This window comes from Aliiglaciecola sp., from assembly GCF_039982535.1.
In the GTDB taxonomy this organism is placed as follows: Bacteria; Pseudomonadota; Gammaproteobacteria; order Enterobacterales; family Alteromonadaceae; genus Aliiglaciecola.
Genome location: NZ_JBDWYG010000017.1, coordinates 136,306 through 161,989, shown reverse-complemented (window position 1 = coordinate 161,989; position 25,684 = coordinate 136,306). Strand labels below are relative to the sequence as shown.

At 41.4% G+C, this 25,684-nt stretch carries 20 protein-coding genes; 8 read left to right on the top strand and 12 right to left on the bottom strand.

The annotated features are described in order from the left end of the window. Nucleotides 1–116: 116 nt before the first annotated feature. The 3 genes from ABJV04_RS03645 (at nucleotide 117) to ABJV04_RS03635 (ending at nucleotide 4,106) form a co-directional block, all read left to right on the top strand. A complete protein-coding gene (locus ABJV04_RS03645) occupies nucleotides 117–1,625 on the top strand; it encodes a DUF4397 domain-containing protein (protein WP_348489938.1) in 1,509 nt (502 codons plus the stop codon). A 132-nt stretch (nucleotides 1,626–1,757) separates the two neighbouring features. Next, nucleotides 1,758–3,434, top strand: a complete 1,677-nt coding sequence (locus ABJV04_RS03640; RefSeq protein WP_348489937.1) for a DUF3466 family protein — start codon at nucleotides 1,758–1,760, stop codon at nucleotides 3,432–3,434. 162 nt (nucleotides 3,435–3,596) lie between these two features. Beyond that, entirely contained in the window at nucleotides 3,597–4,106 is a 510-nt protein-coding gene (locus ABJV04_RS03635) for an NUDIX domain-containing protein (RefSeq protein ID WP_348489935.1), read from the top strand. A 10-nt stretch (nucleotides 4,107–4,116) separates the two neighbouring features. On the opposite strand, the gene ABJV04_RS03630 is transcribed toward ABJV04_RS03635, so the two are convergent. After that, nucleotides 4,117–5,043 (bottom strand): LysR substrate-binding domain-containing protein, encoded by a 927-nt coding sequence (locus ABJV04_RS03630; protein WP_348489934.1) that lies wholly within the window; start codon nucleotides 5,041–5,043, stop codon nucleotides 4,117–4,119. Nucleotides 5,044–5,234: 191 nt separating this feature from the next. Between ABJV04_RS03630 and ABJV04_RS03625 the strand changes: the two genes are divergently transcribed. Further along, nucleotides 5,235–6,239 (top strand): NAD(P)-dependent alcohol dehydrogenase, encoded by a 1,005-nt coding sequence (locus tag ABJV04_RS03625; RefSeq protein ID WP_348489932.1) that lies wholly within the window; start codon nucleotides 5,235–5,237, stop codon nucleotides 6,237–6,239. Nucleotides 6,240–6,327: 88 nt separating this feature from the next. On the opposite strand, the gene ABJV04_RS03620 is transcribed toward ABJV04_RS03625, so the two are convergent. Beyond that, nucleotides 6,328–7,839, bottom strand: coding sequence for an Hsp70 family protein (locus tag ABJV04_RS03620; RefSeq protein WP_348489930.1), 1,512 nt, complete (start codon nucleotides 7,837–7,839; stop codon nucleotides 6,328–6,330). A 114-nt stretch (nucleotides 7,840–7,953) separates the two neighbouring features. Continuing rightward, the gene (locus tag ABJV04_RS03615; RefSeq protein ID WP_348489928.1) at nucleotides 7,954–8,379 is read right to left on the bottom strand and encodes a cupin domain-containing protein; all 426 of its coding nucleotides are present in this window, start codon (nucleotides 8,377–8,379) and stop codon (nucleotides 7,954–7,956) included. A gap of 115 nt (nucleotides 8,380–8,494) precedes the next feature. Between ABJV04_RS03615 and ABJV04_RS03610 the strand changes: the two genes are divergently transcribed. Next, nucleotides 8,495–9,082 carry a TetR/AcrR family transcriptional regulator gene (locus ABJV04_RS03610; protein ID WP_348489926.1) on the top strand — a complete coding sequence of 196 codons (588 nt, stop codon included), beginning with the start codon at nucleotides 8,495–8,497 and terminating at the stop codon, nucleotides 9,080–9,082. Here ABJV04_RS03610 and ABJV04_RS03605 read toward each other — a convergent pair. The 4 genes from ABJV04_RS03605 to ABJV04_RS03590 all read right to left on the bottom strand — a co-directional run bounded on the left by ABJV04_RS03605 (nucleotide 9,069) and on the right by ABJV04_RS03590 (nucleotide 14,293). Then, entirely contained in the window at nucleotides 9,069–10,361 is a 1,293-nt protein-coding gene (locus ABJV04_RS03605) for a M24 family metallopeptidase (RefSeq protein WP_348489924.1), read from the bottom strand. The two genes, ABJV04_RS03610 and ABJV04_RS03605, sit on opposite strands and share 14 nt — an antisense overlap. A gap of 177 nt (nucleotides 10,362–10,538) precedes the next feature. Continuing rightward, the gene (locus tag ABJV04_RS03600; protein WP_348489922.1) at nucleotides 10,539–11,951 is read right to left on the bottom strand and encodes a hypothetical protein; all 1,413 of its coding nucleotides are present in this window, start codon (nucleotides 11,949–11,951) and stop codon (nucleotides 10,539–10,541) included. A 695-nt stretch (nucleotides 11,952–12,646) separates the two neighbouring features. Continuing rightward, nucleotides 12,647–13,960, bottom strand: a complete 1,314-nt coding sequence (locus tag ABJV04_RS03595; RefSeq protein WP_348489921.1) for an aminotransferase class V-fold PLP-dependent enzyme — start codon at nucleotides 13,958–13,960, stop codon at nucleotides 12,647–12,649. A gap of 168 nt (nucleotides 13,961–14,128) precedes the next feature. Continuing rightward, a complete protein-coding gene (locus ABJV04_RS03590; RefSeq protein WP_348489919.1) occupies nucleotides 14,129–14,293 on the bottom strand; it encodes a hypothetical protein in 165 nt (54 codons plus the stop codon). A 348-nt stretch (nucleotides 14,294–14,641) separates the two neighbouring features. Between ABJV04_RS03590 and ABJV04_RS03585 the strand changes: the two genes are divergently transcribed. Continuing rightward, the gene (locus tag ABJV04_RS03585; protein ID WP_348489918.1) at nucleotides 14,642–15,355 is read left to right on the top strand and encodes a PEP-CTERM sorting domain-containing protein; all 714 of its coding nucleotides are present in this window, start codon (nucleotides 14,642–14,644) and stop codon (nucleotides 15,353–15,355) included. Between the two features lie 326 nt (nucleotides 15,356–15,681). On the opposite strand, the gene ABJV04_RS03580 is transcribed toward ABJV04_RS03585, so the two are convergent. The 5 genes from ABJV04_RS03580 to ABJV04_RS03560 form a co-directional block, all read right to left on the bottom strand. Continuing rightward, nucleotides 15,682–17,166, bottom strand: a complete 1,485-nt coding sequence (locus tag ABJV04_RS03580) for a sodium:solute symporter family protein (RefSeq protein ID WP_348489916.1) — start codon at nucleotides 17,164–17,166, stop codon at nucleotides 15,682–15,684. Between the two features lie 4 nt (nucleotides 17,167–17,170). Next, on the bottom strand, nucleotides 17,171–18,535 hold the full coding sequence (gene fahA, locus ABJV04_RS03575; protein WP_348489915.1) for a fumarylacetoacetase: 1,365 nt from the start codon (nucleotides 18,533–18,535) through the stop codon (nucleotides 17,171–17,173). After that, nucleotides 18,519–19,298 carry an IclR family transcriptional regulator gene (locus tag ABJV04_RS03570; RefSeq protein ID WP_348489913.1) on the bottom strand — a complete coding sequence of 260 codons (780 nt, stop codon included), beginning with the start codon at nucleotides 19,296–19,298 and terminating at the stop codon, nucleotides 18,519–18,521. Before ABJV04_RS03570 ends, fahA begins: the two co-directional genes overlap by 17 nt. A gap of 248 nt (nucleotides 19,299–19,546) precedes the next feature. Next, nucleotides 19,547–20,545 (bottom strand): fumarylacetoacetate hydrolase family protein, encoded by a 999-nt coding sequence (locus ABJV04_RS03565; protein ID WP_348489912.1) that lies wholly within the window; start codon nucleotides 20,543–20,545, stop codon nucleotides 19,547–19,549. A 67-nt stretch (nucleotides 20,546–20,612) separates the two neighbouring features. After that, entirely contained in the window at nucleotides 20,613–21,572 is a 960-nt protein-coding gene (locus tag ABJV04_RS03560) for a 3-hydroxyacyl-CoA dehydrogenase family protein (protein ID WP_348489910.1), read from the bottom strand. 277 nt (nucleotides 21,573–21,849) lie between these two features. On the opposite strand from ABJV04_RS03560, the gene ABJV04_RS03555 reads away from it, so the two are divergent. Next, the gene (locus tag ABJV04_RS03555) at nucleotides 21,850–24,231 is read left to right on the top strand and encodes a TonB-dependent receptor (protein ID WP_348489908.1); all 2,382 of its coding nucleotides are present in this window, start codon (nucleotides 21,850–21,852) and stop codon (nucleotides 24,229–24,231) included. 27 nt (nucleotides 24,232–24,258) lie between these two features. Continuing rightward, nucleotides 24,259–25,671 carry an arylsulfatase gene (locus ABJV04_RS03550; RefSeq protein ID WP_348489907.1) on the top strand — a complete coding sequence of 471 codons (1,413 nt, stop codon included), beginning with the start codon at nucleotides 24,259–24,261 and terminating at the stop codon, nucleotides 25,669–25,671. Nucleotides 25,672–25,684 lie beyond the last annotated feature (13 nt).

The following is a 25,684-nucleotide window of genomic DNA, read 5'->3' as shown; positions in this document are numbered from 1 at the left end:
ACCCCTCTCATCAGTGAACAAATCAACGCTCCCCCTGTCCGAATCGCCATTGTGAGAAAAATGACATCTATGTTCATCACCTCGCTTTTCCTAACAATAATTAATGTGGAGAATCCATGAAAATCAGTAAGACAACCCCAAAATTCACTTATTACCCCTGGGTATGTTTGGGTTTAATGTTATTTGTATTAACTGGCTGCGGCAGTGACGACGATAGTTCAGGTTATATTAAGTTCTATAATGCATCAGCCAATGCCCCTGGCGTTTACCTCACAGTAGATGAAGATTTAGATAATGATGACGATGATGAAATTGAACTAACCTATAGCGCGGTTGAGTTTGCAGAAGTCAGTGCAAATAATGAGTTGGATACGGGAAGCTATTATGTGGAACTAGCCTGGCAGGATGAAGAAAGCAGCGATCGTAGTGATCTGGAAATGGTCTATCAGGAACAACTCAGTATCAACTCCGATAGCATCACCTTTCTTGCTATGATTGATGATATTAGAGAACCAGAGGTATTAAAATTTGATATTGAAGTCGTAGATGACGACGATGATGATGACGATGACCTGTTTAATCTCCGTTTCTTAAATCTTCATCCTGATTATCAAAACGTTGACGTATATATGTCTGCGGATAATGAAACCTTTAACGAAGCAGTATTTGTTAACACCAGCAGCTATACCGAGTTGTCTGAAAATATAAAAATGGATCAAGACCAATATATTTTCTACATCACCGAAGCGGGTAGTGATGAGGTTATTTACACTTCAACTGATCAATCCTATACCACTGTAAGCCAATACGTCATCGTGTTGAGAGAAAATATAGGGGTTGGTTCATCACCTTTTGCTATCGACAGCATTGGTACTAACGGCGCAACCTTGTTGAACGATGTTGATTCAGAAGCCACCTTTGGTTTCTACAATGGTGTGGCTGAAAGTGAATACCTGCCGAACTATGGCGGTTATATCAATATTGATGTCAAATTAGGGGATGACTCAGAAATCTTGCTTGAAGGCCTTGGCATAGGCGAGTTCAGTGATTCTACCACTACCGCAAATGGTGACTATGGATTTGATGTAACTGATTTTTACACGGAAGACACCTATATCAGTGATGCGTTGTTAAGTCTTGAAGAAAATGCTGACAGCACCATTTTCATTTATAACAAAATTGACCCTATTGATGATGATGAAGATAACGACATTGATGAAGACAGTGACGGGGTTGTTGATGGTTACGAAGCCACGATAAAGTCGCTAACCATTACCAAAAGTAACACTTCCAGTATCTATAGCCATGGAATCAAAGTAGTTAACTTATCCGATTCTGATGACTTTAGTCGAGTGACTTTCTACTTTGTATTAAATGACGAAATCATCTCAACGGCTGAAAATAAATTATCGGTATTAGAAACCAGCAGTGGTTCAGTTACTTTACTGAATAATACCTATGATATTTTCGCCATTGCCACTATCGACGGTACCGACGTCATTATGGATAGCTTGACGATGACGTTAGATGAAGACAGCGTAGAACAGTTTCTAATATTCTCAGAAAATGAATCTATGCCTTCTGGTTATCAAATGACCTTAGTTAACCAAAAATCTGACGAGTAATCTGACAACACCTCGCTCGCAAATTTTATAAAAAATTCCTACTAGAAGCAGGCACAACAAAATTGTGCCTGCTAAAGGACATACCTGAAATTTGCCTGCGGCGTGGCTAAAAAGTAGTAAACAGGAAATTCAATGAAAAAGATCCGACTTGTACTAGCGCTGTCCTGCTCCATGTTAGTGGGTTTTAAGGTCTATGCTGCGCAATACCAAGTAATAGAGTTACCCTTTACCGAGTTGGGCGACAGTGCGTCTCCCACAGACATAAATAGTATTGGTGAAGTGACCGTCAACCTTGTGAATAAATACAATCCACCGATTGATATATCGCTACTCGATTTCGATGCATTGTCTATTTATCTAACCGACGTTGAGTCGGCAAAGGTAGGTGATTTTAACGACGAGGACTACGCGTTCCTTTACAGTTATATTCAATCTTCTGCTGAGAATCAGTTATTCCAGCAGATTTCCGCTCAAAATGCCTATATCGCCACAGAATCAGATGCTGAAGAGCTACATGGCTTTGATATTTTTGACTCTGAAACGGACGATTATACTAATAGCGCTTATGTAAGCGCACAGGGAATTAACGATTTTGGTTATGCTGTAGGCTACAGTCATGATGGATTTTACACCCTCGATTATATCAATGCAGATATTGACGATATAACCTATGTATTAAATGAGTTTTATGTCAGAGGGTTTGCCTACATAGATGGCGATACGGTTGCCTTACCGCCAACAGAAACAACCGCGGGTGGTTTAAGTTACGCGTTTGATATCAACGACAGCAATCAAGTGGTTGGTTTTGGAACCACTGAATTAGTATCTGATGAGTTTGCCCAAAGTGTGGAAGATTGTGCAGATGATGATTTACGAGGGGATGTACCAGAAGAGTCATGTTTACGTAGTTTAAGTGTTGAGCTTAATACTAGCGTTTCTACCATTGCCCAACGCAGAGGTATTATCTGGCAAGTAGATGAACGAGGCAGTGTTACCGATACTTACGTTTTACCCATGTTAATTGAACCTGAAAGTGACGATGAAACTATTTATAGTAGTACTGCTATCGCCATTAACGATTATGGTGTGGCTGTAGGAGAATCCCCTGGCTACTACTTTGATACCACCACAGTCACCACATCTGCCGCTATTTATATAGATGACGAAGTCAGTACCATCAACCAAGATGAAGAAGTTTATTCCAGTACTGCAACGGCAATTAATAACGACAATATAGTGGTAGGTTATGCTTCAAAACTAGTAAACGGTAGTCTAGTGAATAAGTTTTTTGTTCACGATGTGGATGCCGACGTCACCGAATATCCAGATGATTTTTATACCTCAGCGAATAGCTATGCTACAGATATTAATGACCAAAACATGATCATCGGTTATGGCGACTCTGAGTACACCACATCTGGCATCAGTCGAACAGGCGCTTTTTTATATGATTATAGAAATGACCTTTTCAACGAAATAAATACTTTAATAGAATGCAATAGTGCCTACAACATCGTTGAAGCCCATAGCATCAACGACGATAACACTATTGTTGCCACCGCTACAGTGACAGAGGCTAGTCGTAATCTATCTGGAGAAATTATTTATGATGATTATGGTGCTGAGGTTGAAACTACTCATTACGTGGCAGTCAAACTAGAACCCATCTCTGGCGGATCCATAGATAACTGTGATGCTTTAGAAGCCGAAGTATTACGTCAGGGTGGTAGTATATATTGGTTACTTTTATTAACGCCTGTGGGTTTACTCAGACTGTATTCCATCAAAAAACCTAAGCTCAATTCTTGATAAACTGATTATTGTTGTGCAGGCACAAGTCTGCACAACAACCTTCCAACCTAGTTCTTTTATTCAAACTTTTTTATCCCCAAGAAAACTCCTTAGGGCTACTTTCTTGGATTTTCATGTAAAATAATCAGCCTATGCACTCCACAATAAAAAGTATTATCCATGTTTAAGCATTGTCCAAAATGTCAAAGTACAGATATCAGTTTTGAAAGTCAGCGCTATTGGCGTTGTGGTCATTGTGACTTTGTGTATTTTCATAACACCGCCGCCGGCGTTGCTGGAATTATAAAATATCAAAACCAACTACTTTTTACTATTCGAGCAAAAGATCCCTGTAAAGGAAAATTAGACTTACCCGGTGGCTTTGTGGACTATCATGAAACACTAGAAGAAGGTTTAAGCAGAGAGTTAATGGAAGAATTAAGCTTATCTATTGCCCCGCAACAATGGCAATATTTATGTTCTTTTCCCAATCAATATTTATACAAAAATATTAATTACCACACTATAGACAGTGTATTTGTCTGTGAGCTAGACGATAAACCAATAATACATTTAGAAAAATCAGAAATACTAGAAGCCCAATGGATAGGTTTAAACCAAATTGATGTCAGTGAAATTGCCTTCCCATCATTAGCCAAAGCCGTTACTCAATTTATCGATTTAGATTAATTCAATAACCTCAGGTCTCTGACAACCCCTTAAATTCTAAATCGAACATGGTTTTATGCTCATCAATATAATTTAGAAACTCAGCAAGCTTATTGGGTTTATTAAACCCCTGCCGATAGACCATGTAAATAGGCAAACTTGGACTTACCCAATCAGGTAAAACATGCACTAGCTCACCGGATTTAATGGCGTCTCGAACCAGAAACCAAGGCAATTGGGCAATACCTAAGTGGTTTTTCACGCAGTTTAATACCGCAACAAAATCAGCACACTGAAATGCCGCAGGAACCGATGCATATTCGGTTTTTGTACGATTTTGCAGTGTCCAAGTACTTTGTGTAGATTCAAAAAATTGCACACTTTTACAACTTTTCAAATCCTCAACCCCCTGAATTATATGGCTTTTAATATAGTCCGGTGATGCCACCAGCACACGATTAGCTTTACCAATTTGCCGTTGAATCAGGTTTTCGTGTTGGTTTTTGCCCATGCGAAAGGCTAAATCTAAGCCTTCTTTGAATAAATTTTCATACTCATAGGAAAGCTTAAGGCTCAGGCTAACCTGTGGCCAAGCCGCGAGAAAGTTTGGCAAAAGATAATTACTTAACACTCGCCCTAAGGCCGGAGGCGCAGCCAAATTTAATTTCCCTGACACACTGCTATTCAAAGTTTTAATATCATTAAACAAATGGTTCGAGTCTTCTAACAACACCAATGCTCGACTATATAGAATCTTGCCGGCTTCGGATAAACGCACCACCCGCGAAGAACGGTCGAAAACTTTACTCCCAAGCTCCCCTTCCAGCTTTGCAATATCTTTACTTAACTTCGACTTAGTGACCTTGAGTACATTCGCCGCTTCGGTGTAACTCAGGGTTTCAGCAATGACCACAAAGTGCCGTAACAATTTTAAATCGATGATCTGATTATTTATCATGTGAGTGTCTTTATAGCTCTGTTAACGATTTAAAGGAACTAATGCCCTTTTCTATTTTCACAACCCTAGCACATTGTTTCCATACTAGAAACTCTGAGTTTCTTTTACATCTATTGTTACTTCCAACCGATTCAATAGAATAACCTCATTGAAGGCTACTAAGCCAAAATCTAAAAATGCGAGGAATACAAATGATTAATGCCTATGCAGCCAATGCCGCTGGAAACAAATTAGAAAAATTTCAATACGATCCGGGTCCGTTACAACAGGATGATGTGGATATTAGCGTGGAATCTTGTGGTATCTGTCATAGCGATCTGAGCATGTTAGACAACGAATGGGGCTTTACTCAGTACCCTTTTGTGCCAGGTCACGAAGTAGTTGGAGTGATTAATGCCGTTGGTGACAATGTTACTTCCTTAAAAGTTGGTCAACGAGTGGGACTTGGCTGGCAATCGGGTTACTGCAATGCCTGTAGAACCTGTCAATCGGGAGATCATAACCTTTGTTCATCTGCTGAGCTAACCTTAGGTGGTCGTCACGGTGGTTTTGCCGATAGAGTCCGCGCTCAAGCAAGTGCGGTTGTTGCCCTACCCGATGAGTTAAACCCACAAAGTGCAGGTCCATTATTTTGCGGGGGTATTACCGTATTTAACCCATTGGTGCAATTCGACATCAAACCCACTGACAAAGTAGCGGTAATCGGCATCGGTGGTCTAGGCCATTTAGCCTTGCAGTTTCTAAATTCATGGGGATGCGAAGTCACCGCCTTTACGCGAAATAGTAAAGAGCAAGACGAGCTCATTAAACTAGGTGCCCATAAGGTACTTAATAGTAGTTCAGATGAAGAATTGGAAGCCGCTACAGGTACCTTTGACCTGATAATATCCACAGTAAATGTGAAACTAAACTGGAATGCCTATGTGTCTACGCTAGCGCCTAAAGGTCGTTTACATTTTGTTGGTGCCACAACAGAGCCGTTAGATTTAAGTTTGTTCCCATTGATGGCGGGGCAACGTTCAGTTTCTTCATCGCCAGTTGGCAGTCCTGCGACCATTAAAACCATGTTAGATTTTGCAGCCCTTCACAAGGTTGAGCCGGTAACAGAATATTTTCCTTTTGAGCAAGTTAATGAAGCGCTAGATAAATTGCGCAATGGAAAGCCCCATTACCGCATCGTATTGCAGCATAAATAACCTCGAATATAAACAACGCTAAACTGCCACCGGACTAGCTATCCGGCGGTAGTTTTTGATCTATTGAAATGACGAGTGGCCATTGAGATTAATTCGTTTTAGCTAATTTACTCGCTTGTATTGCCAGCCCTTCACATACTGAATTAAATGCATCACCTTGCATCACAGGTAGGTGAGGTAACATCACTTCTTGCAGTTCTTTTCTAACGATAGGTGACAAACTCATACCACCGGTTATAAACAACATTTCTGGTGGCTCACTGCTATTGTCTAAACATTGAGTCACTAAACGTTTTACTCGACGCATCCAAGTTTGCATGGAGCGGTTCAAATCAGTCAGCGTAATATTAACATCGTAGTCTGGTTCAATATAATGCAGTGGTAAGGTCACTTCATCTTTAGAGGACAACAACTCTTTGGCTAGACGGGAGGAGTTGACGAGTCTGGCAGAGAGTTTTTGCTCCTGCACAACCAACAAGCGTTCTAACAGTCGAGGATCTTTAGTAATAGACATGGTTTGTGCGATTTCCAAACCATAGTCTTCGGAGAAAAACCGGTTAAGTTTGGAAATATCATCAACAGCACACATATCCGAGAAATAGGTTGGTGGAATGGGTAAACCGCTATGTGTTAATAACTCTTGCCCCATTGTTGGCGCAATGGATTTTACGATGAGGTTTTTATCACATTCCATTCCCCCCAAGCGTGTTCCTGTGACCGCAAGAACATCTTGTTGACGGTCCAAATTCTCTCGCTTCTGGGGAGATAATTTAATGCAACACACATCAGTAGTACCACCACCTATGTCGACCACCAGCACATTGGTAGGTTTTTCTAGGGTACGTTCAATTTGATAGGCAGCAGCGATGGGCTCTTCGAGAAATTCAACCTTGCTAAAACCGGCTTTTTGCGCAGCTTGAGTCATAATATCGATGGCTTGATTGTTGCCCGCATCTCCCCGCGTACCGTGGAATTTAACCGGGCGGCCAATTACCGCTGTATCTACTGTGGTTTGCAGTTGCTTTTCGGCACTCAGGCGAAAAAACTCTAATTGTTTAGCAATAATTCCCACGAAGGCTTGTTGCTGACCGGCAATTAAAGTCGCCCCTAAAAAGTTCTTCGGCGAGTAAATTAGACGTCCTTTATCCGGCATTTTTAAATACCGTCTAAATCCTTCTTCCCCAAACGCGAATTTGCCTGTTTCAACCAATTGTTGCAAGGATAAATCTTGCACTGTCATGTCTTTTAACAACAGTTGAATAGCCTTGCGTTGCAGCGCTGGTAGGTTATGCAATTGACCACGAAAATCGTCTATTTTTTCGCTATATATGCGTTGTTCTCTTGGATCTGAAGCCTCGTAATAGCCTTGTTTGGCTTTTTCAATCTGATCGTTTATAGCACGTTTAATCTGTGCAACTTTTGCTTCAATAATCCCAACCGGAGGCAAAGGTAAATCGTCTTCATAATAAATAAAGACTGAAGAGCGGATTTTGTTAGCTGCATCTAGATCAGGATCAAGTTTAATAAATTGGTGTTTTTCACCATCAAAAAAAACCACCTCAGAATTTGAGGTGCCATAATCTATGCCAATCGCTGCCATTTGAGTCCAACACTAGTGAAAATTAAAGTCGCGGATTGTAATGTAAAACGCGTTATTGTTCATCTATTGTTTGCGATCCAAAAATTACTCCTAAAAGAATAGAGCTTGAGCCATTCAGACAAAGGTGACTTTATGCCGTTCACCAATATCTGGCATTTTATGCAAATCCTCAGGCATCGCTTTTACTCTATCATTAATTTCCTGGAAGAAATGATGGGAATGACTGGGAGACTCAAATGCAATGAACAATCCCTCTTCATCAGATACCCCTTTAAATCCATGCACGTGATTGGCTGGTACCAAGGCATAGTCACCTGGATTCAATAACGAAACTGTATCATCCAAGCGCAATTCAACTTGCCCTTTTAGAACATAGAAGCCTTCATCCCATGGGTGAGAATGGGGAGGCGCGCCTAGCCCTTTAGGGACGGTATTTAACATACTTGAGTAACGCCCGTTAGTATCGTCTGCAGTACACAAGAATTTCAGTTTCATCCCCAATACAGCTAACCAATTCTCATCACTTGCATGTTTAATCATAGCTCTCGTTTCCATCTGAAATGCCCTTTTGTGACATATTGTTATGTATAAATATTAGACAGGAGTCAGTACCTATGTCAAGATAACAACACAAATGACAAACCATTAATATCCAATGACAACATTGCAGCAAAAAAAACTAGAGTTTACCCGCAATCTTATATTGAGTGCGGCTTGTGAATTGACTGATGAGCTAGATGTAGATGAAATCAGCTTTAAGAAGATTGCCCAACGTGCAAATATTTCTGAGCGCACCATATTTAGATACTTTGATAGCCGAGAGGCATTTTTAGATGAACTTACACAGCGATTGTATGGGCAATTAGAGTTACCCGATTTTCCCACACAGATAACTCAGTTGCCTGACTATATCTCACAGTTTTACACCCAGCTTGATAATCAACAGCGAAAAGTGTTGGTATTACTAAAAGGTGAGTTATTTCAACGTGTTTTGTCGACATCTGCGAAAGCACGGTTAGAAGAGTTGATTAAATTGTTAACGGAAACTTATCCGAATACCGATGAGAAAGAAATTGTTAAAACCGCGGCCAATATTCGTCATAATTTAAGTGCTTCAAGTTGGCGTTATTATCGAATGTACTTTGAATTTGATCTAGACACCTGTATTGAATGTTCGCAGATGCTGGTCGCTCAAGCGCTGCAGCATCTGCATAAAGTGAGTGTCGAAACTACTGAGACTTAATTAGAATAAGCTCTTGTTGCGGTGGAATTAAATACTCAGCGCCGTCTTCGGTAATTTGCACCATTTCTTCTACTGAAATGCTTTTTCCTTGACCATTTTCCAGCGACCAACTGTAAAATCCATCGAACGCAAAGGTCATGCCTTCGGCTAAGGTTCGTAACGAAGCAGGTCTAACACTCACAGCCCTTGAACCACCTAAATTTGGCCCTGTATCGTGGGCAACATATCCCACTGGGTGTCCAGTACTCCACATCAATGGAATAGAACCCGTCGCTTCCATCACTTTACGTTGTGCAGTATCAACATCAATTCCTCTCACACCCGGTTTCATTGCCATAAACGCAGCATTTTGGCCTTGTTTAGCATTTTTCCAGTAACCTTGTATGTCAGCTGGAGCTTTGCTTTCACCTTTTTTAAGGACATAAGCAAAACGTTGAATATCAGTTACCCAACGTCCGTACACGCGGATCCCAAAATCAGTTTGAATCACATCGCCAGGCATAATGACCTTATCTGTGGGATGAGAGTGTCCACGGTCTGGTCCAGAATTGATATTTGGGTTTTGCGCTGCGGCCCATCCATCTGTCACTCCCGCTTCACGCATTTTCATTTTAAGAAAACGAGCCAAGTCTGCATCAGTTGTCACCCCAGGTATCACTTGCTGATACGCTTCTACCTGCCACTGGGCGGTTAACACGGCAGCTTTCGCCATTATCTCAATTTCCGCAGGCAATTTAATTGACAACCATTGATAAATAACCTCTTCAGCTGAGGTTAAACGCTGACTAAATTTAGGTCCTAATGCCTTAGTAAGTTGTTGATACTGAGTGAAACTAATGCCGTCGGCTTGGGCATTTTTAGTCGACATATTAATTGCAATAGAGGCAAAGTTTTTGTCTTTGATAAAATCAGCCGCAGTTTGAATCGCCGATGCGCTACGCTCTACTGAAACCACTTCATCTAGCAAATTGATATCTTTGAGTGCGGTGGATTCACCTGCAGGCGAGAATGCCATCGAGTGAAATTGATAATTCTGGTTATAAAATAAAAAGGCGGCAGTTTGCCCGGCATTTTCACACCCCACGTGATCCGCTAGTGGGTCATTATTATTCTCACGACAAATCACTAACCAAGCATCCACATTTGCTTTTGTTAAGGCTGATGGTAATAAAGTTGCTATTCTTTGTTTACGTATTTCAGGCCATGGCGAGGGGTCAGAAAATTGTGCAGATACCATAGTAGGCAACAGCAGCACAAATAACACACTGATAAATTTCACGTCTTAATTTCCCTTTTTATTTAGTTATTTTTAATTTTTGAATGTGAATTAATCGTTCGCTAATTCAATCTTTAGAAGCATAAATACAATATATATACTATGCAACAATGCATTGATTTTGTTGAAGGTTTACCAAAGTAACCTAAATTAATAGGTCATCGACTAATTCCATTAAAACTACTTATCTGAACTCACTAAGCCAGCCTGCTTTAATGAGTCAGCGAGTAGATCGATGAATGCAGGCACGTCAAAATAGGAAGTATGTATTAACTCCTGCCAATTGAGACTATCGCTTAACTCAGTGCGAATGTCAGGGGAAGTCCCGGCACTTTCAGACATGCCTAATACTAAACGTACTTTGTGCAAGGTTTTAATGGCATTTTTTTCACTGTGTTTACGCAAAGGTTCGGCTATTGCCTCATTTAAAAAGTCACATTTATGGGCAAATTGAGGTGGGTGTGAGCTTATGGCATGCACATCCTCTTTTAACAAATCATCGCCCCATGCCCGTTTCTGAATTGAGGTCCAAATCACTTTGTTGAGTACATACGCCATTGGCCGACCAAATAAAAACGCTAAAACACTCAATAATTTTGTCAGTATCCAGGTAGCCGGTATCCAAATAAGTAAAATTTCAAATGCAATGGAAAAGGTAATCCCACCGACACTAAAACCTTCTGTCCCATCTTCGTTTGAGACAAAATAGGTCAGCATTTCACCGCCATTAAAGGCCAAATCGAACGCAAATATCAACCCAACCAAAATAACCAACCCAAATTGCAAACCGGCAACAATGGGCATCAAAAAACTGTTTGGAATAATAGGCGCACTAATATTTTGAACGTTACTTAGGGCACTAATGGCTTCATCTTCTTTATGCCATAACCCGCACCATGACTTTCGATAAAGCTGTTCAGCTTGTTGTTTTTGTTTTTTACTAAACCAACTTTTTTTGCGCGCTTCGTATAACCAAAGGCAAACATAAGTGATAACCCCATACAGAGTCATTGCATAACCTAAGGTTATAAAGTCTTGATTCACCTCGGGCTTGAACATCGTCATTAGCAAGATCCAAACACCCAACACTAAAGCCACTATGCCGGTAGTGTAAATAGTTAAACCTATGCTTCGAAGGCGTTGAAATAGAAATGTGTTTGGTCTGTAATCTAAAAAAGGCGTGCCCACTGTACACCACAGTTTAAGCCGTTCAAAAGGCGCATTATTTGCTACTGATTTTAAAAGGGCGTTATAGATAACCGAGCCACCATGGCTATGCCCAATGAGGTAGTAGTCTTGCTTGGCCTCATCGTAGGATTTCAATTGTTCAGCCAAGGCAAATCCTGCTGCTCGCCTTTTATCTTCGCTGTTAGGACCAATTTCCCATTGAAAGGGAACAATTTCAACTTGGGCGGGATCCAGTGCTAAGCGTTTTTGCAATTCCCCCATAAAGACACTACCAAGTTGCCACCACTTATCTCCTGAACTAGTGACATCCCCCGCCCCAGTACCATGGACGGTAACTAACTTTATGGGCGTATCATTTTGACTTACTTCGTCCTTAGACTCTTTTTTATTATTATTAATGGACACAAATCATTCCTTAATTAGTTTCCAAAGCCCTTACTAGCGCTATGGCTATTGTCTGACTGTACTATTTTTAATCTAAAACTAGCAGTTTTTTACAATTTAGCCAGCGATAACCCTGCTACAGCAAATTATTGAGACACCCATGATAAGAGCGGGAAAAATTATCGAGACACCCATAAATATCTTACTCTCAAGACACCAATTAGAATCAATAATTTCACCCTCGTTTACCCCTGCCTGTGCCAGTATGCTGAAATCTATTATCGATGAAGATTCTGTGATTTTAAGGGCTTTAGAGAATTGGTAAGTGACCCGCAAAGCATGGTGATATCTTTCACTGTTATCTTTAACTGCAATGGGTACGAGCTTTGTGCTGAACAAAAATTATCGAGACACCCATAAATGTCTTTCTATCAAGGCACCCATTAAAATCAATAATTTCACCCTCGTTTGCCCCTGATGATGCCAATATGGTGAAGTCTATTGTCGATGAATATTCTGTGATTTAAAGGGCTGTAGAGAATTGGTAAGTGACCCGCAAAGCATGGTGATATCTTTCACTGTTATCTTTAACTGCAATGGGTATGAGCTTTGTGTTGAACAAAGCAACATAGTGATACAAAAAGTATTTCAAACTCTTCTATAAATACAAAAAGCCAGAGTAAAAACAACGCTTCACTCTGGCTCGTTTCATCACGCTAAGCAAGTTTCTTTAAACTATCCACGAGTTGTTGAATTTCATCAGCCCCGGTAAATACTTGGGGAGTGATACGTACACAAGCACCGGAGTCTAATCCTTTACGGATAACCGTGAAAATCCCAAAATCATTCTCCAGTCGCTGCTGCAATTTATTGGCATCATCAATACTGGTTTTTCCCTTTAGTCGAAATGAACTCATCCCTGTAGATGACATACTGTCTTTTCCGCCTAACACTTCGATATGGCTCATGGATTGGGCTTCTGTAAACCACAAGTCTCGCAAATAGTGAAGTCGCGCTTGTTTATTTTCGCCACCAATGGCCTGATGAAAATCCAGTGCGGTCGGTACCGTTAAAAATGCAGCGAAGTTAGCAGTGGCTGTATGCACACGAGTGTACGCTCGGCTGTTATCAGGATCTGACTCTCCAGGGTAAGGTGCAATTTTATTTAAGCTACCTGTTTTCATGTACAAGGCACCTACACCAACAGGTGAACCTATCCACTTATGTAAATTAAATCCGGTCCAATTAACCTCAAGATCACTAATTTTATAGTCGATTAATCCCCACGATTGAGCGCAATCGCAAATAACATCAATACCCCGTTTTTTCGCTTCTTTAACAACTTCAACGACTGGAAAAACTAAACCGTGTTGATTACTCACATGGGTGAGTAACATCAATTTAATCTCTGGATGTTTATCAAAGGCAGATACGTAGGCTTGCAATAATTGCTGTTGGTCGGCCAGACTAGGTGTAATGACTTCGACACTTTTCACTCCCTGATCCTGCTCTAACCATTTCATTGTCGTTTTGAAGCTAGGATAATCACTGTCTGCAAATAACACCGCATCTCCAGCACTCAAACCTTGATATTGCCGAATCAGGTTATGGATGGCTTCAGTGGCATTGCGAGTTAAGACAATTTCCCCCTCTTCTGCCCCCAGAGCTTGAGCCACTCGACTCGTTGCATGTCGAATATCTCTGGGAAAGTGCTTACGAGCATAAAATGAGTTTTGATCATTAACCATCTTAGTTGCCCGTTGGTACGCCTCAATGACGGGCTTAGCCATTTTTCCCCAATAACCGTGCTCAAGATTAACGATACCCTGTGTTCGATCATAGTAAGTGGCGACTTCAGCCCAAAATGCTTCATCAGCGGCTAAACGGCCAGCAGAACCTTGAGTTGTTTTAGGCAAAATAAACGAAGAAGCCTGTTTTTCAGCCGCAACACCAAATGACGAAATAGCCGCTGTAGTGGCAACGCCAGTTAACAAATGACGACGGCTTATGGAAAATTTAGATGAGTTCATATGAGCTTCTAATTGGTTTCAATTTAAGGGGTAAGATAAATATAATCTATGACAATTCGATAAAATAAGGAATACATTTGAGACGGGTTTCATTGGTTAAGCAAAACCTGTACTGAAAAATAAAAGACTAAAGCTGTGAAGTTAGATTAGCATCAACAAATGTGAGATTTACTTTTGCTTTAAATTGCTTGCAGGTTTAGTTTGATTTAGGGATTTTTTGGAAGCCGTCTTTTGTCCAAAAAAATAATCCGTAAAGCGCGCCATATCGCAAGGTGAAGAACTCAACTCTGGGGCTGAGTCTAATGTTTTTGACGATCTGTTTTGCTTTTTCATTTCCTTTTTCCTTAGATCTTTTCACCCACTGCATTTGAAAACACACAAACAATAGACTGGTTCACAACAACATCAGTGATTTTTAGTACATTATTAGTATAAAACACTATGGCGGTTTTGCCTGCCGCTGAGCTAATCTCGATTACAAACTCTCTTAAACAAGCCACTCACATTTACGTGACTTTTATTTATCCAAAAGCGGTTTTACTCGTCAAAAATTTTAACAACTTTATAACATGAAAAGATTAAGTCATTGTTTAATAACAAGATAAAATTTAGGTTTGAAATATGCATATTTAGCCATGCAAATTCTAAATTTGCAGTTATCTAAATTAAAAAGGAAGTACTATGAATTTATCTAAATTAGTTAAATTAGCAGTTTTAGGTTCGGCTTTTATGACCATGTCTAGTCATGCAACATTAGTCACCAAGACCTTTGACAATGGCGATTCATTAGCAGATTTTTATGTTGATCGAGCGGCACCTGCGAGTTTCCAAATTATTGGCAACGAGCTTGTTATGGGTATCGACGGTTCAACGTCTACTGGAGGCGGTTCGTTTTACGATACCCAAGGCATGAAGCTAGACATAACAGGCTCAAACTATGTGTCTGTCGATATGTTTATTGATTCAGCTTGGACCAATAGTGAACGTTTTGCAGGACTCTGGGGAGTTGGCAGAGATGCTGCCAATAGCATATCTAGCTACCCAATTCTAGAATTCCAAGGGGCGGGAGTTACCGATCCTAGCGCGGGTTTAGCAATCTGGGACAACGCGTGGGTTGACCTATTAACGCTTTTTAACCTAGATGAATTCAACACTATTGCGTATAAGGCAGCGAATAACGGAGTGCAGTATTTTGTAAACGGCACTATGGTGTATTCTGAAACAGCATCAGCAACAACCTCTTTTGGCGAAGTTATTTTAAATGCTAAAAATGATGGTAATTCGTTTGATGTACGGTATGACAATCTAACATACGGTGTGGTTTCTGAGCCTGGCGCTATCGCACTCCTTGGTTTAGGTATGTTGGCTATGGGGTTACGTCGCCGCAAATCTTAAACAGAAAAAACAAAAAGGGTCAGCGTGAATTTCACACTGACCCTTTTTTATTATTCCAAATGAATAGAATTAAATTTTAACGTGGTTGATTGTGATAATGTCCGATAAGTGCCGCGCCTAAAAATACAAACATGATACACATAACGCCTAGCATCCAAAAATGAGTGATTTCGAATTCTTGCATGATATTACCCTCGTCTATTTTAAATGGTTATTTCCATTTACCAGCATAAAAAAATCGGTAAAAAGCATAACCTATCAACATAATTGTTATGATGATGATAGATACTTGTAAAAAAATATGCCAGAACATGTTAACTCCTTTTTCAATTTGTTTTACTATTTGCAACAACTTGTGCGTTATATTCCACCGAATTGAAATATTTATCTTTGCCTGGGCACAATAAATTAGTCGTCACACCCACAAATAAAGTCAAAATCAGCATAATGTAAGAATTAGGAATATCAGCCATTCCTAGCAGCTGTGGCAAATTGGTAAAGGACCATAGGGTATTTATGCACCACACACACCCTAAGGTGATAGCTGCACCAATACTGGAACGTTTCCAAAATAAACCACTTAGAATTAACCATAGAACCGGCATTAGCCATGCTAGTACCCACCCCACTGAAGCGAGGATTTGCGGCAGAAATGAGCCTACTAAAATAGCCACTAAAGAGAGCAAAACAATCACAATTCGAGTGACCTTGGCGATTTCTTTTTCGGTGGCATCTTGGCGATAAAATCGTCGATAAATGTCGTTACTGAAAATAGTCGCAGGTGCCAGTGCTGTCATTGCAAAAGAGGACAATATTGCCGCCATAAATGAGCCTAAAAGCAGAATCACCAGCCAGTCCGGTAACATATTAACCAACATAGATGTTGCTGCTGTTTTAGGGCCAAGGGCGGCAAATTCAGGAATCGATTTGGCGGTAAGTCCAATAACACAAATGAAGACGCCGAACATGCCATTCACAGGCGCAGCAATCCAGAGGGCTTTAACAATGGTCCGCTCGTCTTTTGCGCTCATGCATACCTGTAACAGAGGCTGATTTGCGGGTTGACTGAACACTAAGGCAACAACTAGTCCAAATGCAAAGGTCCAGAGTAAATGGGAAGAGCCAAAGACCGAAAGAGCCGCTTCATTGCCACTGCTAACATAAAACTCAGATACAGAACTAAAGTCTTGATTGGGTAATTGAAAAGCAATAAACATAGTCGCTAAAATCACCGCGATATACATAATGATGGCGTTGGCTACATTTATCCAACCCACTTCTTTAATGCCCGCAAGCACTACATACAAAATCCCTAACACGCCACCGGCGATGGCACTGTATTGCACGTTCCAGCCCGTCATTGCCGAAAGCAAAATGGCAAGACCTTGGGTTTCTAGGGTTAACACACCAAAAATTGACCCCGCCATTACGCAGCCCACTACCACTCGAATTCCCGGGTTATAGAGATCTTCCAATAATTGAGGAACGGAGTTAACGCCCGTACGGCGCATCCACAATCCTGTGGTTAAGCACACCACAACCAGCAAAATAACATGGGCAATCGAAAACCAGAGTGCTGTCGCCCCCATATCCCAAGACATTTCGAATATCCCCATAATATGAGGCGTTCCCAATACCGTCAGAGCCAAAGTTGCGGCTATCACGGTTACCCCTAATTGGCGTCCGCCGTGGGTAAATTCAGCGTCGTGGGCGACTTTGTTTTTACTTGCTTGTTTAGCAACGAAATAACCCACGCCACCAATCAAAACAAGTTCGTAAATCAACACACATAATATAAGCGATATATTCATAGATTTACTCTCCAGCTTGTTTGCTTAAGTGCGGTGAGGAAAATGCAGGAGCAATGCGTCCCACCACAGAGCCTAGGCCAATACGTAACCCATTTTCTGATTCACAAAACCCACTCAGTTCGATCTCATCACCATCTTCTAAAAACCCTCTGAATTCATTACCAGGAAGAGCAATACTATCTTGCCCTCCCCGAGTAATTTCTAGTAGCGACCCCGCTTCTGCTGCATTAGGGCCAGACTGGGTGCCAGAACCTAAAAGATCGCCAGAATTCAGGTTGCAACCTGTTTGAGTGTGATGACTGAGCATTTGATTAATGGTCCAAAATGCATGTTTGAAACTGGTTTGACTAAGTTTTTTCGCGGGAATGCCGTTTTTACGCATTTGTGCAGTCCTAAGGTGACAAGTCATTTGAATATCGAAGCCACCAAAAACACTATTTTCATAGCTTTCCAGAGACGGAACTTTAGGTCTGTTGGCATACCTTGTTGGCGGCAATCTAAATGGCGCTAACGCTTCAGCAGTTACCACCCAAGGTGAAATACTGCTCATGAAGTTTTTCGATAAAAACGGCCCCAGTGGTTGATATTCCCAAGCTTGAATATCTCTTGCCGACCAATCATTCAGCATACATACGCCGAAAAAATGCTGCTCAGCTTGTTCAATAGCAACAGCTTCGAAGGCAGGGGTAGGTCGACCAACAAATATGCCTAACTCAACTTCATAATCAAGTTTAGCGGTAGCGGTCAATTCAGGTGTTTGCGTTGTAGGATTTAAACATTGCCCTACAGGACGATAGACCTGTGTACCTGACGGATGAATACTCGAAGCACGACCATGATAACCTATGGGTAACCATTGATAATTGGGCAATAGAGGATTGTCAGGACGAAATAATTTTCCTACGGATGTGGCGTGGTGAATCGATGTGTAGAAATCCGTGTAATCATCAATATGACAAGGTAAACATAGGCTTACTTCTGACATAGGCATCAAAGTCTTTCTTATTGACGATTCCCATTTACTGCCACTGGTTAAAGCCTTTGATAATGATTGTCGAAAAGCTTTTGAAACCTCTCGTCCTAAAGACATAAAACGATTTAATGACGTGTCGTTAAGCGCTTCGAGGCCCTCACCTGCTTTGCCTGTAAATGGACGGTCGGCCCAAAGCTTATGCAGATTTATCACATAATCACCAATGGCAACACCACATCTGCGGATCCCATCGGAGTCTTTAAAAACCCCAAACGGCAGATTATGAATAGAAAAAAACGGATGGCCGTTGGCACTATCAAGCCAACTTATCAATGACGGATCATGAGTACCATCCAAAAAAGGATTTTGCTGATTTAATTTAGTATCTGATTCCACGCTTCATCATCTCCGTGCCTATCACTGTGGCTTTCTTTTTTAACTTACTGATTAATGAGGGCTCTAGTTTTTGGCCAAAGCGAGAGGACGGTGTTAACACCACAATGGCAGCAATGGGCTGACGAATACTATTAAAGATTGGTACCGCCACTGCACAGATCCCCAAATGCAGTTCTTCTTTATCCGTGGCATAACCTTGTTTGTTGTATTCGATTAATCGCTCGCGCAATTGTTGTTTATCAGTGATGGTATTGGGAGTGACTTTCTCAAGTTCTCCTTTCAACAACATATCCACCCGCTCATCGTGAATATATGAAAGTATTGCTTTAGCACCGGCTGCGGTATGTAAAGGTAAAACTTCACCTGGTGGCAATACCACTTTTAACGGCAAGTTAGAGGGAGCGGTATAGGTAGGTACGGTAGAATTACCTAGCCATATTTCTAAAGTAACAGTCTCTTGCAATCCATCACGAAGCTCATCAATATGAGGACGAGCCAGATGTAAAATTTCATCAAAGTTAACGTCTGCCATCGTCATGGCAAGTTGATAGATGGCAGGCCCTAACCAATATTTACCTGTTTCTTTGTTTTTATAGACAAATTCATGTTCTGCTAGTTTCATTAACAACCGCGATACCGTTGCTTTATGAATATCCAATTTTCTACCTAGACTGGTGGTTCCCACCTCTTGGTTTTCTTTGGCCAGTTCAATCAGAATACGAATGGCTTTGTCTACGGTAGACGATGAGTCACATTCTTTCATAGCGCCCCCTAAAATTAGTTAACCCGATATTACTGTCGACACCAGATTCCGCAATAAAGATGTCTCACTATATGAGACAAATGGTTTATATAGTGTGTTTATTTTGTAAATATTTTGTAATTGTTGATTTGTGGTAAATTAATTTCGTAATGAGGAAGGAATAACAAGGGTAAGAAAGATTTTGACAAGAAAAACGCCCGTAGCAGAACTTAACCTACCACAGGCAAAAACGTGTTAAAGGGTTAAGTTTACTCGGGTGAACCAACCTGTGAGCGCAGAATTCCAATGCCCTCTACTTCTAATTCAATGTTGTCGCCTGGCTCTATCCAACGTTCAAGTTCATCACCACAACCGAAGGCTATAGTGCCTGAACCAATGAAGTCACCTGGGTGCAGCGTCTCAGATTTTGAAACATGCTCGATAATTTGCGCAAAACTCCAGTACATATCAGAGGTATTACCTAATGACCAAGTTTCACCGTTAATGCGGGCTTCCATTTTAAGGTTTGCAGGATCAATTTCATCGGGAGTAACCAGACAAGGTCCCATCACGTTTCCCATATCCATATCTTTGCCTTTTGCCGGTCCTAACAGCATGGTAATTTCTTGCTGAAGTACATCTCTTGCGCTGATATCGTTAAATATGGTGTAACCCGCGATGTAAGAAGCTGCATCTTCAGCACGTATATTACGTCCTGTTTTGCCGATATAAATACCAAATTCCAATTCAAAATCGAGCTTTTTAGTGTAGTTTGGCCAAGGGATTACGCTATTATCACCACATACCGTGCTGGTGTTGCCTTTATAATAAAGTGGTTGCTGATACCACAGTTCTGGAATCGGTTTCCCGGTGCGCTTTTCGAAATTTTTAGCGTGGGTTTCAAAGCTTATGGTATCTCGTATCGAATTTGGATTTAGTACCGGTGCAAGCAAAGTTACTTGTGACATTAACAACTGCAACGGCTGATTTTCAGGGCCAAACATAGGTTGATTGTTTGTGTAGCGACTTTTTACAAATTCAAAACCTTTTTTCGCCTCCTCCATACTGTAAGCCCCTCCTTTTAGAAGCAACAGCATGTCAGCGGGAACCACGGCATCAGCGATTTCCTGACAACGTTCAGATTCAGTATGTTCCTTTAGGTAAAATGCATAAGCGAAATTAAGATCAACAACATACTCGTGCAATTGCGCACCTATGCGGTTAATAGGGCCAAAGGGCGAGTCGACAGAAAAAGAAATGAGTTTCACAGGTGTACTCCTTGCAAAAAATAATAGTTGTCTTCAATAAAACCTAGGTTTTGAATGCATTCCAAGGTTAATTATTTTCAATGAAAAGCTTGAGTTGGCGTAATAAGCGTTCATTATTAACCGCCACTTTTTTCTCGCCGCGCCCTTGATCATATTGGTACCAGCCCTCCCCTGACTTCAATCCTAGTTCGCCACGTTCCACCTTATCGAGTAGTTGTTGAGAAGGTAAATGGGCATTACTCAGGGTAGGAAAAATATTAGCTGAAGCACGGGCAGCAGTATCAAGGCCAATCATATCTTCAGCCTCCATTGGTCCTAGGCAAGCAAGCCTAAATCCATAACTGGCTTTAACGGCAATATCTAAGTCTTGGGGTGATACAACCCCTTGCTCAAGTAAGTAGTCGATTTCTCGCTCCATTGCCCCGGTAAGACGATTAATAATAAAACCTGGAATTTCTTTTCTGACTAACACGGGTTGTTTACCGATGGATTTCATCAATTCAAGGGTTAGATCAATAGTTTGTTGGGAGGTTTGCGCGCATTTATGCACTTCAACCGCAGGAATAATATGTGCAGGATTAAAGTAATGTAGTCCAATTAAACGCTGTTGAGTGGTCATTTTCGCGCCCACATCAGAAACCGTCATACTACTGGTATTGGTAGCCAAAATAATATTTTCCGGCAAGCTGTCGAGCTGTTCAAATAAGGATTGTTTTAATTCAATCAATTCCGGCAACACCTCTACAACAACATCGCAATTTACTAAGTGTTCTGCCACATTTTCAGTGGCTGTATAACTAATCCGTTGCAATATTTCGAGTTTGTTTTCAGTAATTAGATCGTGAGTTTGAAACTGCTCCAAATTGCGAGTAATACCACTTTCACAACGCTGCAAGGCCTCGTCCGAAATATCATATACATCGACTTTTAAGCCCGCCTGGGCAAACCCCTGCGCAATTCCTTGACCCATTACGCCGGCACCAAGAACGGCGACGCGGTTAATTTGCTGTATTTGTTGAGAAACCATTAGTATTCATCCGATTTTGCATTTAACTTGTTAAACTTTCGTTAACAATAGTAAGGCTGAAAAGGATTGAGCAGCAAGACAGGCGTATCACTATATGAGACACCTTGCAGGAATATGCGCAAATAGCGCCACAGCACGGGGCTAAGTTTACTTTCAAAGCGTTTCAACATGTGAAACACATCCATTGACCGGAGAATCGACCATTCGTAACCTAGATTTAACAATTTTATTACATTGATCAATTCACGAAAATGCGATGGCGCATTGAGGAGTACCTATGAGTAATGATGTACAAAGACGTTTTAAAAGAAAGCCCCTAGCACTAGCAGTTTGCACGCTTTTGCTAAATCCAATAGTTGGCAATAGTCAACTTTATGCACAAGAACAAGCCAACCTCACGGAAGAAGAAGCGGTTGAACAAATTGTTGTTTTTGCTCGAAAACGTGGAGAACAAGAAAAAGATGTACCGGTTTCTCTTACCGCAATGAGTGGCGATGAGTTAGTTCAGGCAGGTGTTTCTGATATTACTGGCATGTTTGCTTTGATGCCTGGTGTAGAAAATAACGCTGACGGCAGTCGAATTGCGAACAAACCGGCCATTCGAGGTGTTGGTTCTACAGAAAACTCCTCAATACGCGCTAAGGTCACGACCTTTATTGATGGTATTCCCATTGTTGGCGCTCAAGGTATGAGCTCCTTTGCTGGCTTGCAACAGGTCGAAGTTTTGCGTGGACCGCAAAGTGCCGCATTTGGACGTTCAACCTTTGGTGGCGCAATAAACTATGTTACCCGTGACCCTGATCCCCTCGGTGATTTGGAGTTTGATGTGCGAGCAACCCTAGGTACCGACGATACTAAAAATATCAGTTTGTCTCTTATCTCGCCTTTGGTTGAAGATAAGTTAGCCGTAGCAGTCACCTTAGAGTCAAACAGTTATGGCGGCCCTAGCGAATGGGTAACGACCTCAGGCGACCAACTCGGCGCCAAAAAAGACACCCTAGGTTCGGTAAAATTCGTATATACACCAACGGATAATGTGAAAGCAGAATTGATGTATATCTCTCAAGAAATTGATGATGGCCACACTGCAGTATTGTTTGCTAACCTTGATCAGTTAGAACCCTATTCACTAGACAGTGATGGTTTATGTAGCATAAATGGTGGCTCAAACTCTTGTGTAATCATGGGCGAACTAGACCATATCGAACCCTATTTTGATTACAATTTTGACTCAAGTGCTAACCCAGTTCTTGAGCCTGGTACACGTATTGATCGTGACCGTGTTCAAGGTTCAGTGGAAGTTGAGTTTGATAATGGTATGGAGTTAACCGTGTTAGGCGCTGTCACAGATGAAAAAGGGGATACTTGGTTTGACCGTGATTCATACGATGACCTTTTACTTATCCACGTTGCATCTTCACCAGAGAGCGATGAAAAATATGCAGAAGTGCGTTTGTCTTCCTCAGATGAAGGTGATTTAGATTGGTTAGTGGGGGCATCGCTATATGAATATGATTATTTGAATACAGTTTATGCTAACAAGTCCACCGGTACTGTAATGGATTTGTATTCTGAGGGCGCAAGAAATATCGGCTTATTTTTTAACGTTGGTTACCAAATTACAGACCGTTTAACTGGATCAATTGAGGGACGGTATCAGTCTGATGAAATCGACAGTGTATACCCTGAAAATGCAGCCCGAGGCGCGGACAGCGACATTCAATCCAGCAGTGATACCAAATCATTCCAGCCACGTATTGCCCTTAGCTATGAATTAGATAAAAACAACAACGTTTATGCGCAATTTGCTCGTGGTACAAATCCAGCAGGCTTTAATGCTAATGCCCTTGACCCAATTTTGCGACAAACAGCCGCCGAGGAAGATTTTGATTTAGATGCTTTCCAAACATACGAAGAAGAAGTGATTGTAAGTTACGAACTGGGTATGAAAGGTTATCTGCCTGATCATGATTTCCGCTACTCATTAGCACTTTATTACTTGGATTGGGAAGGTTATGTTCAACCCGCCACAGCCAATTGGACGCCCTCAGATGGTATTCTAGCTGATGGCACCACGGCTGATGATTACTACTCTCGATTATTTTTAAATACTGGTGATTTAGATGGTGCTGGTATTGAATTTGAGGGTGAATGGCAACCAATCGACTATTTAGATATCGGCACTGCCATATCTTACACTGGACTTGAATTCAAAGATGACGCTTGTTCACCCATTCCGTTAGATTACGGTGTTGCAGCAACTTCCACTGAACCATATAACTGTGCAGCCACTATTGGCGGCAATGCGCCTCCAATGCTGTCTAGATTCACTTTTTCATTAAATGCAACTTACACAGTTGAGTTGAGTCAAGACATGGTTTCCTACAGTCGCGTGGATTATCAATACCGTTCGAAACGTTATGTTGAACAAATAAACACCGATTATTTACCCGCCTACTCAATGGTCAACCTTCGCAGTGGAATTCGAGCTGACAACTGGTCTGTGGAACTGTATGTTAACAACCTTTTTGATGAGGACTCGCCAGCTGGTGCAGTGCGCTTCTTTGATGGCCGCATAGCAGGCATGTATTACAACACTAGTGTTCGCCTTCGTGAACCAAGAACTGCTGGCGTCAATTTGTCATACAGTTTCTTTTAATTAGAGTGTTAAGGGGTAATAAGTAGTATGAAACTAACTAAGTCTGTATTACATCTTTTAGGTGTACTGAGTTTAGCAACTTGTATCAATGGCTGTGTTAAAACAGAAAGTGAAGCAAAAATAGCGCCTCAAGCCAACGCTCAACCGAATATCATTTTTATTCTGTTAGACGATTTGGGCTACGGTGATGTGGGGTATTTAGGCTCCGAAATTAACACTCCTAATATTGATGCCTTAGCTAATCAAGGCGTGGTGATTAATCATAGTTACGCTTACCCCATTTGCAGCCCCACACGGGCTGCACTAATGACCGGTAAAAACCCGTTGGAATTTGGTATCGATGGTCCCATGGAAAACGATGCCATGCTGCCTGAAGATTTGGCAACTATGCCTGAAATGTTTAAGCAAGCGGGTTACCAAACCTGGATGGTGGGTAAATGGCATTTAGGCATGGCTAAAAAATCAGCCATGCCTCATAACCGAGGATTCGATGACTTTTATGGTTTCTTGGGTGGGTTCGTGGATTTCTACACCCATGTCTATTTTGGTGGCCTTGATTGGCAGCACAACGACGAATCCCTTCGCGAAGAAGGCCATGCCACTGACTTGCTAGCGAAAAAGGCAATTGAAAAAATACAAAATTATCAAAATGATGCTCCTTTTTTCATGTATTTATCTCTCAATGCACCCCACACTCCACTGCAATACGTACCTGAGCCGATCTACGATTACAGCGCCATTCCATCCACTGACCGTAGAGTGTTTGCGGATATGACATCCCACGTTGATCAGCGCATTGGGGAAGTGTTGCAAGCTCTGGAACAAAAAGGCATTGCCGATAACACCTTAGTGGTATTTATGAGTGATAACGGCGGTAATTTGGAAGCAGGAGCAAGCAATGGTGAACTTAAGGCCGGTAAAGCAAGTGCCTATGAAGGTGGCGTACGTGTCCCTACCATTGTGCGTTGGCCTGCCGGTTTAACTAAAAAGACAGTGGAAAGTTCACCGCTATTCACTCAAGACTGGTTGCCTACCCTATTGGATGTGGCGAACATCCAATATGATGCTGCTGATTTTGACGGTCAGAGTAGGCTAGCACTTTTGCAACAAGGCACAATGAACAACAGTCAACGTACGGTTGTTTTGGGTACTGCAAAAACCAAAGCGGTATATCAATGGCCTTATAAGCTGTTAAAAGAAAAAGGAAATACTCTGTTATTTAATCTAGTAGAGGACGAGTTTGAACAACAGGATATCGCTGCCTTACACCCTGAATTAGTGGCGAGCTTATCAACTAAACTCATCACTAAGAATGCGCAACCGTCAAAAGCCGCAAAAGGGCCACCACCAGAATCACTATTTTATGGACCGGATGGCAAATTTGTCTACGATATTCGTAAACCCGAAACCCGAGATCCCTGGGTGCTAACAGCAAAATAATAATGAGCTTACA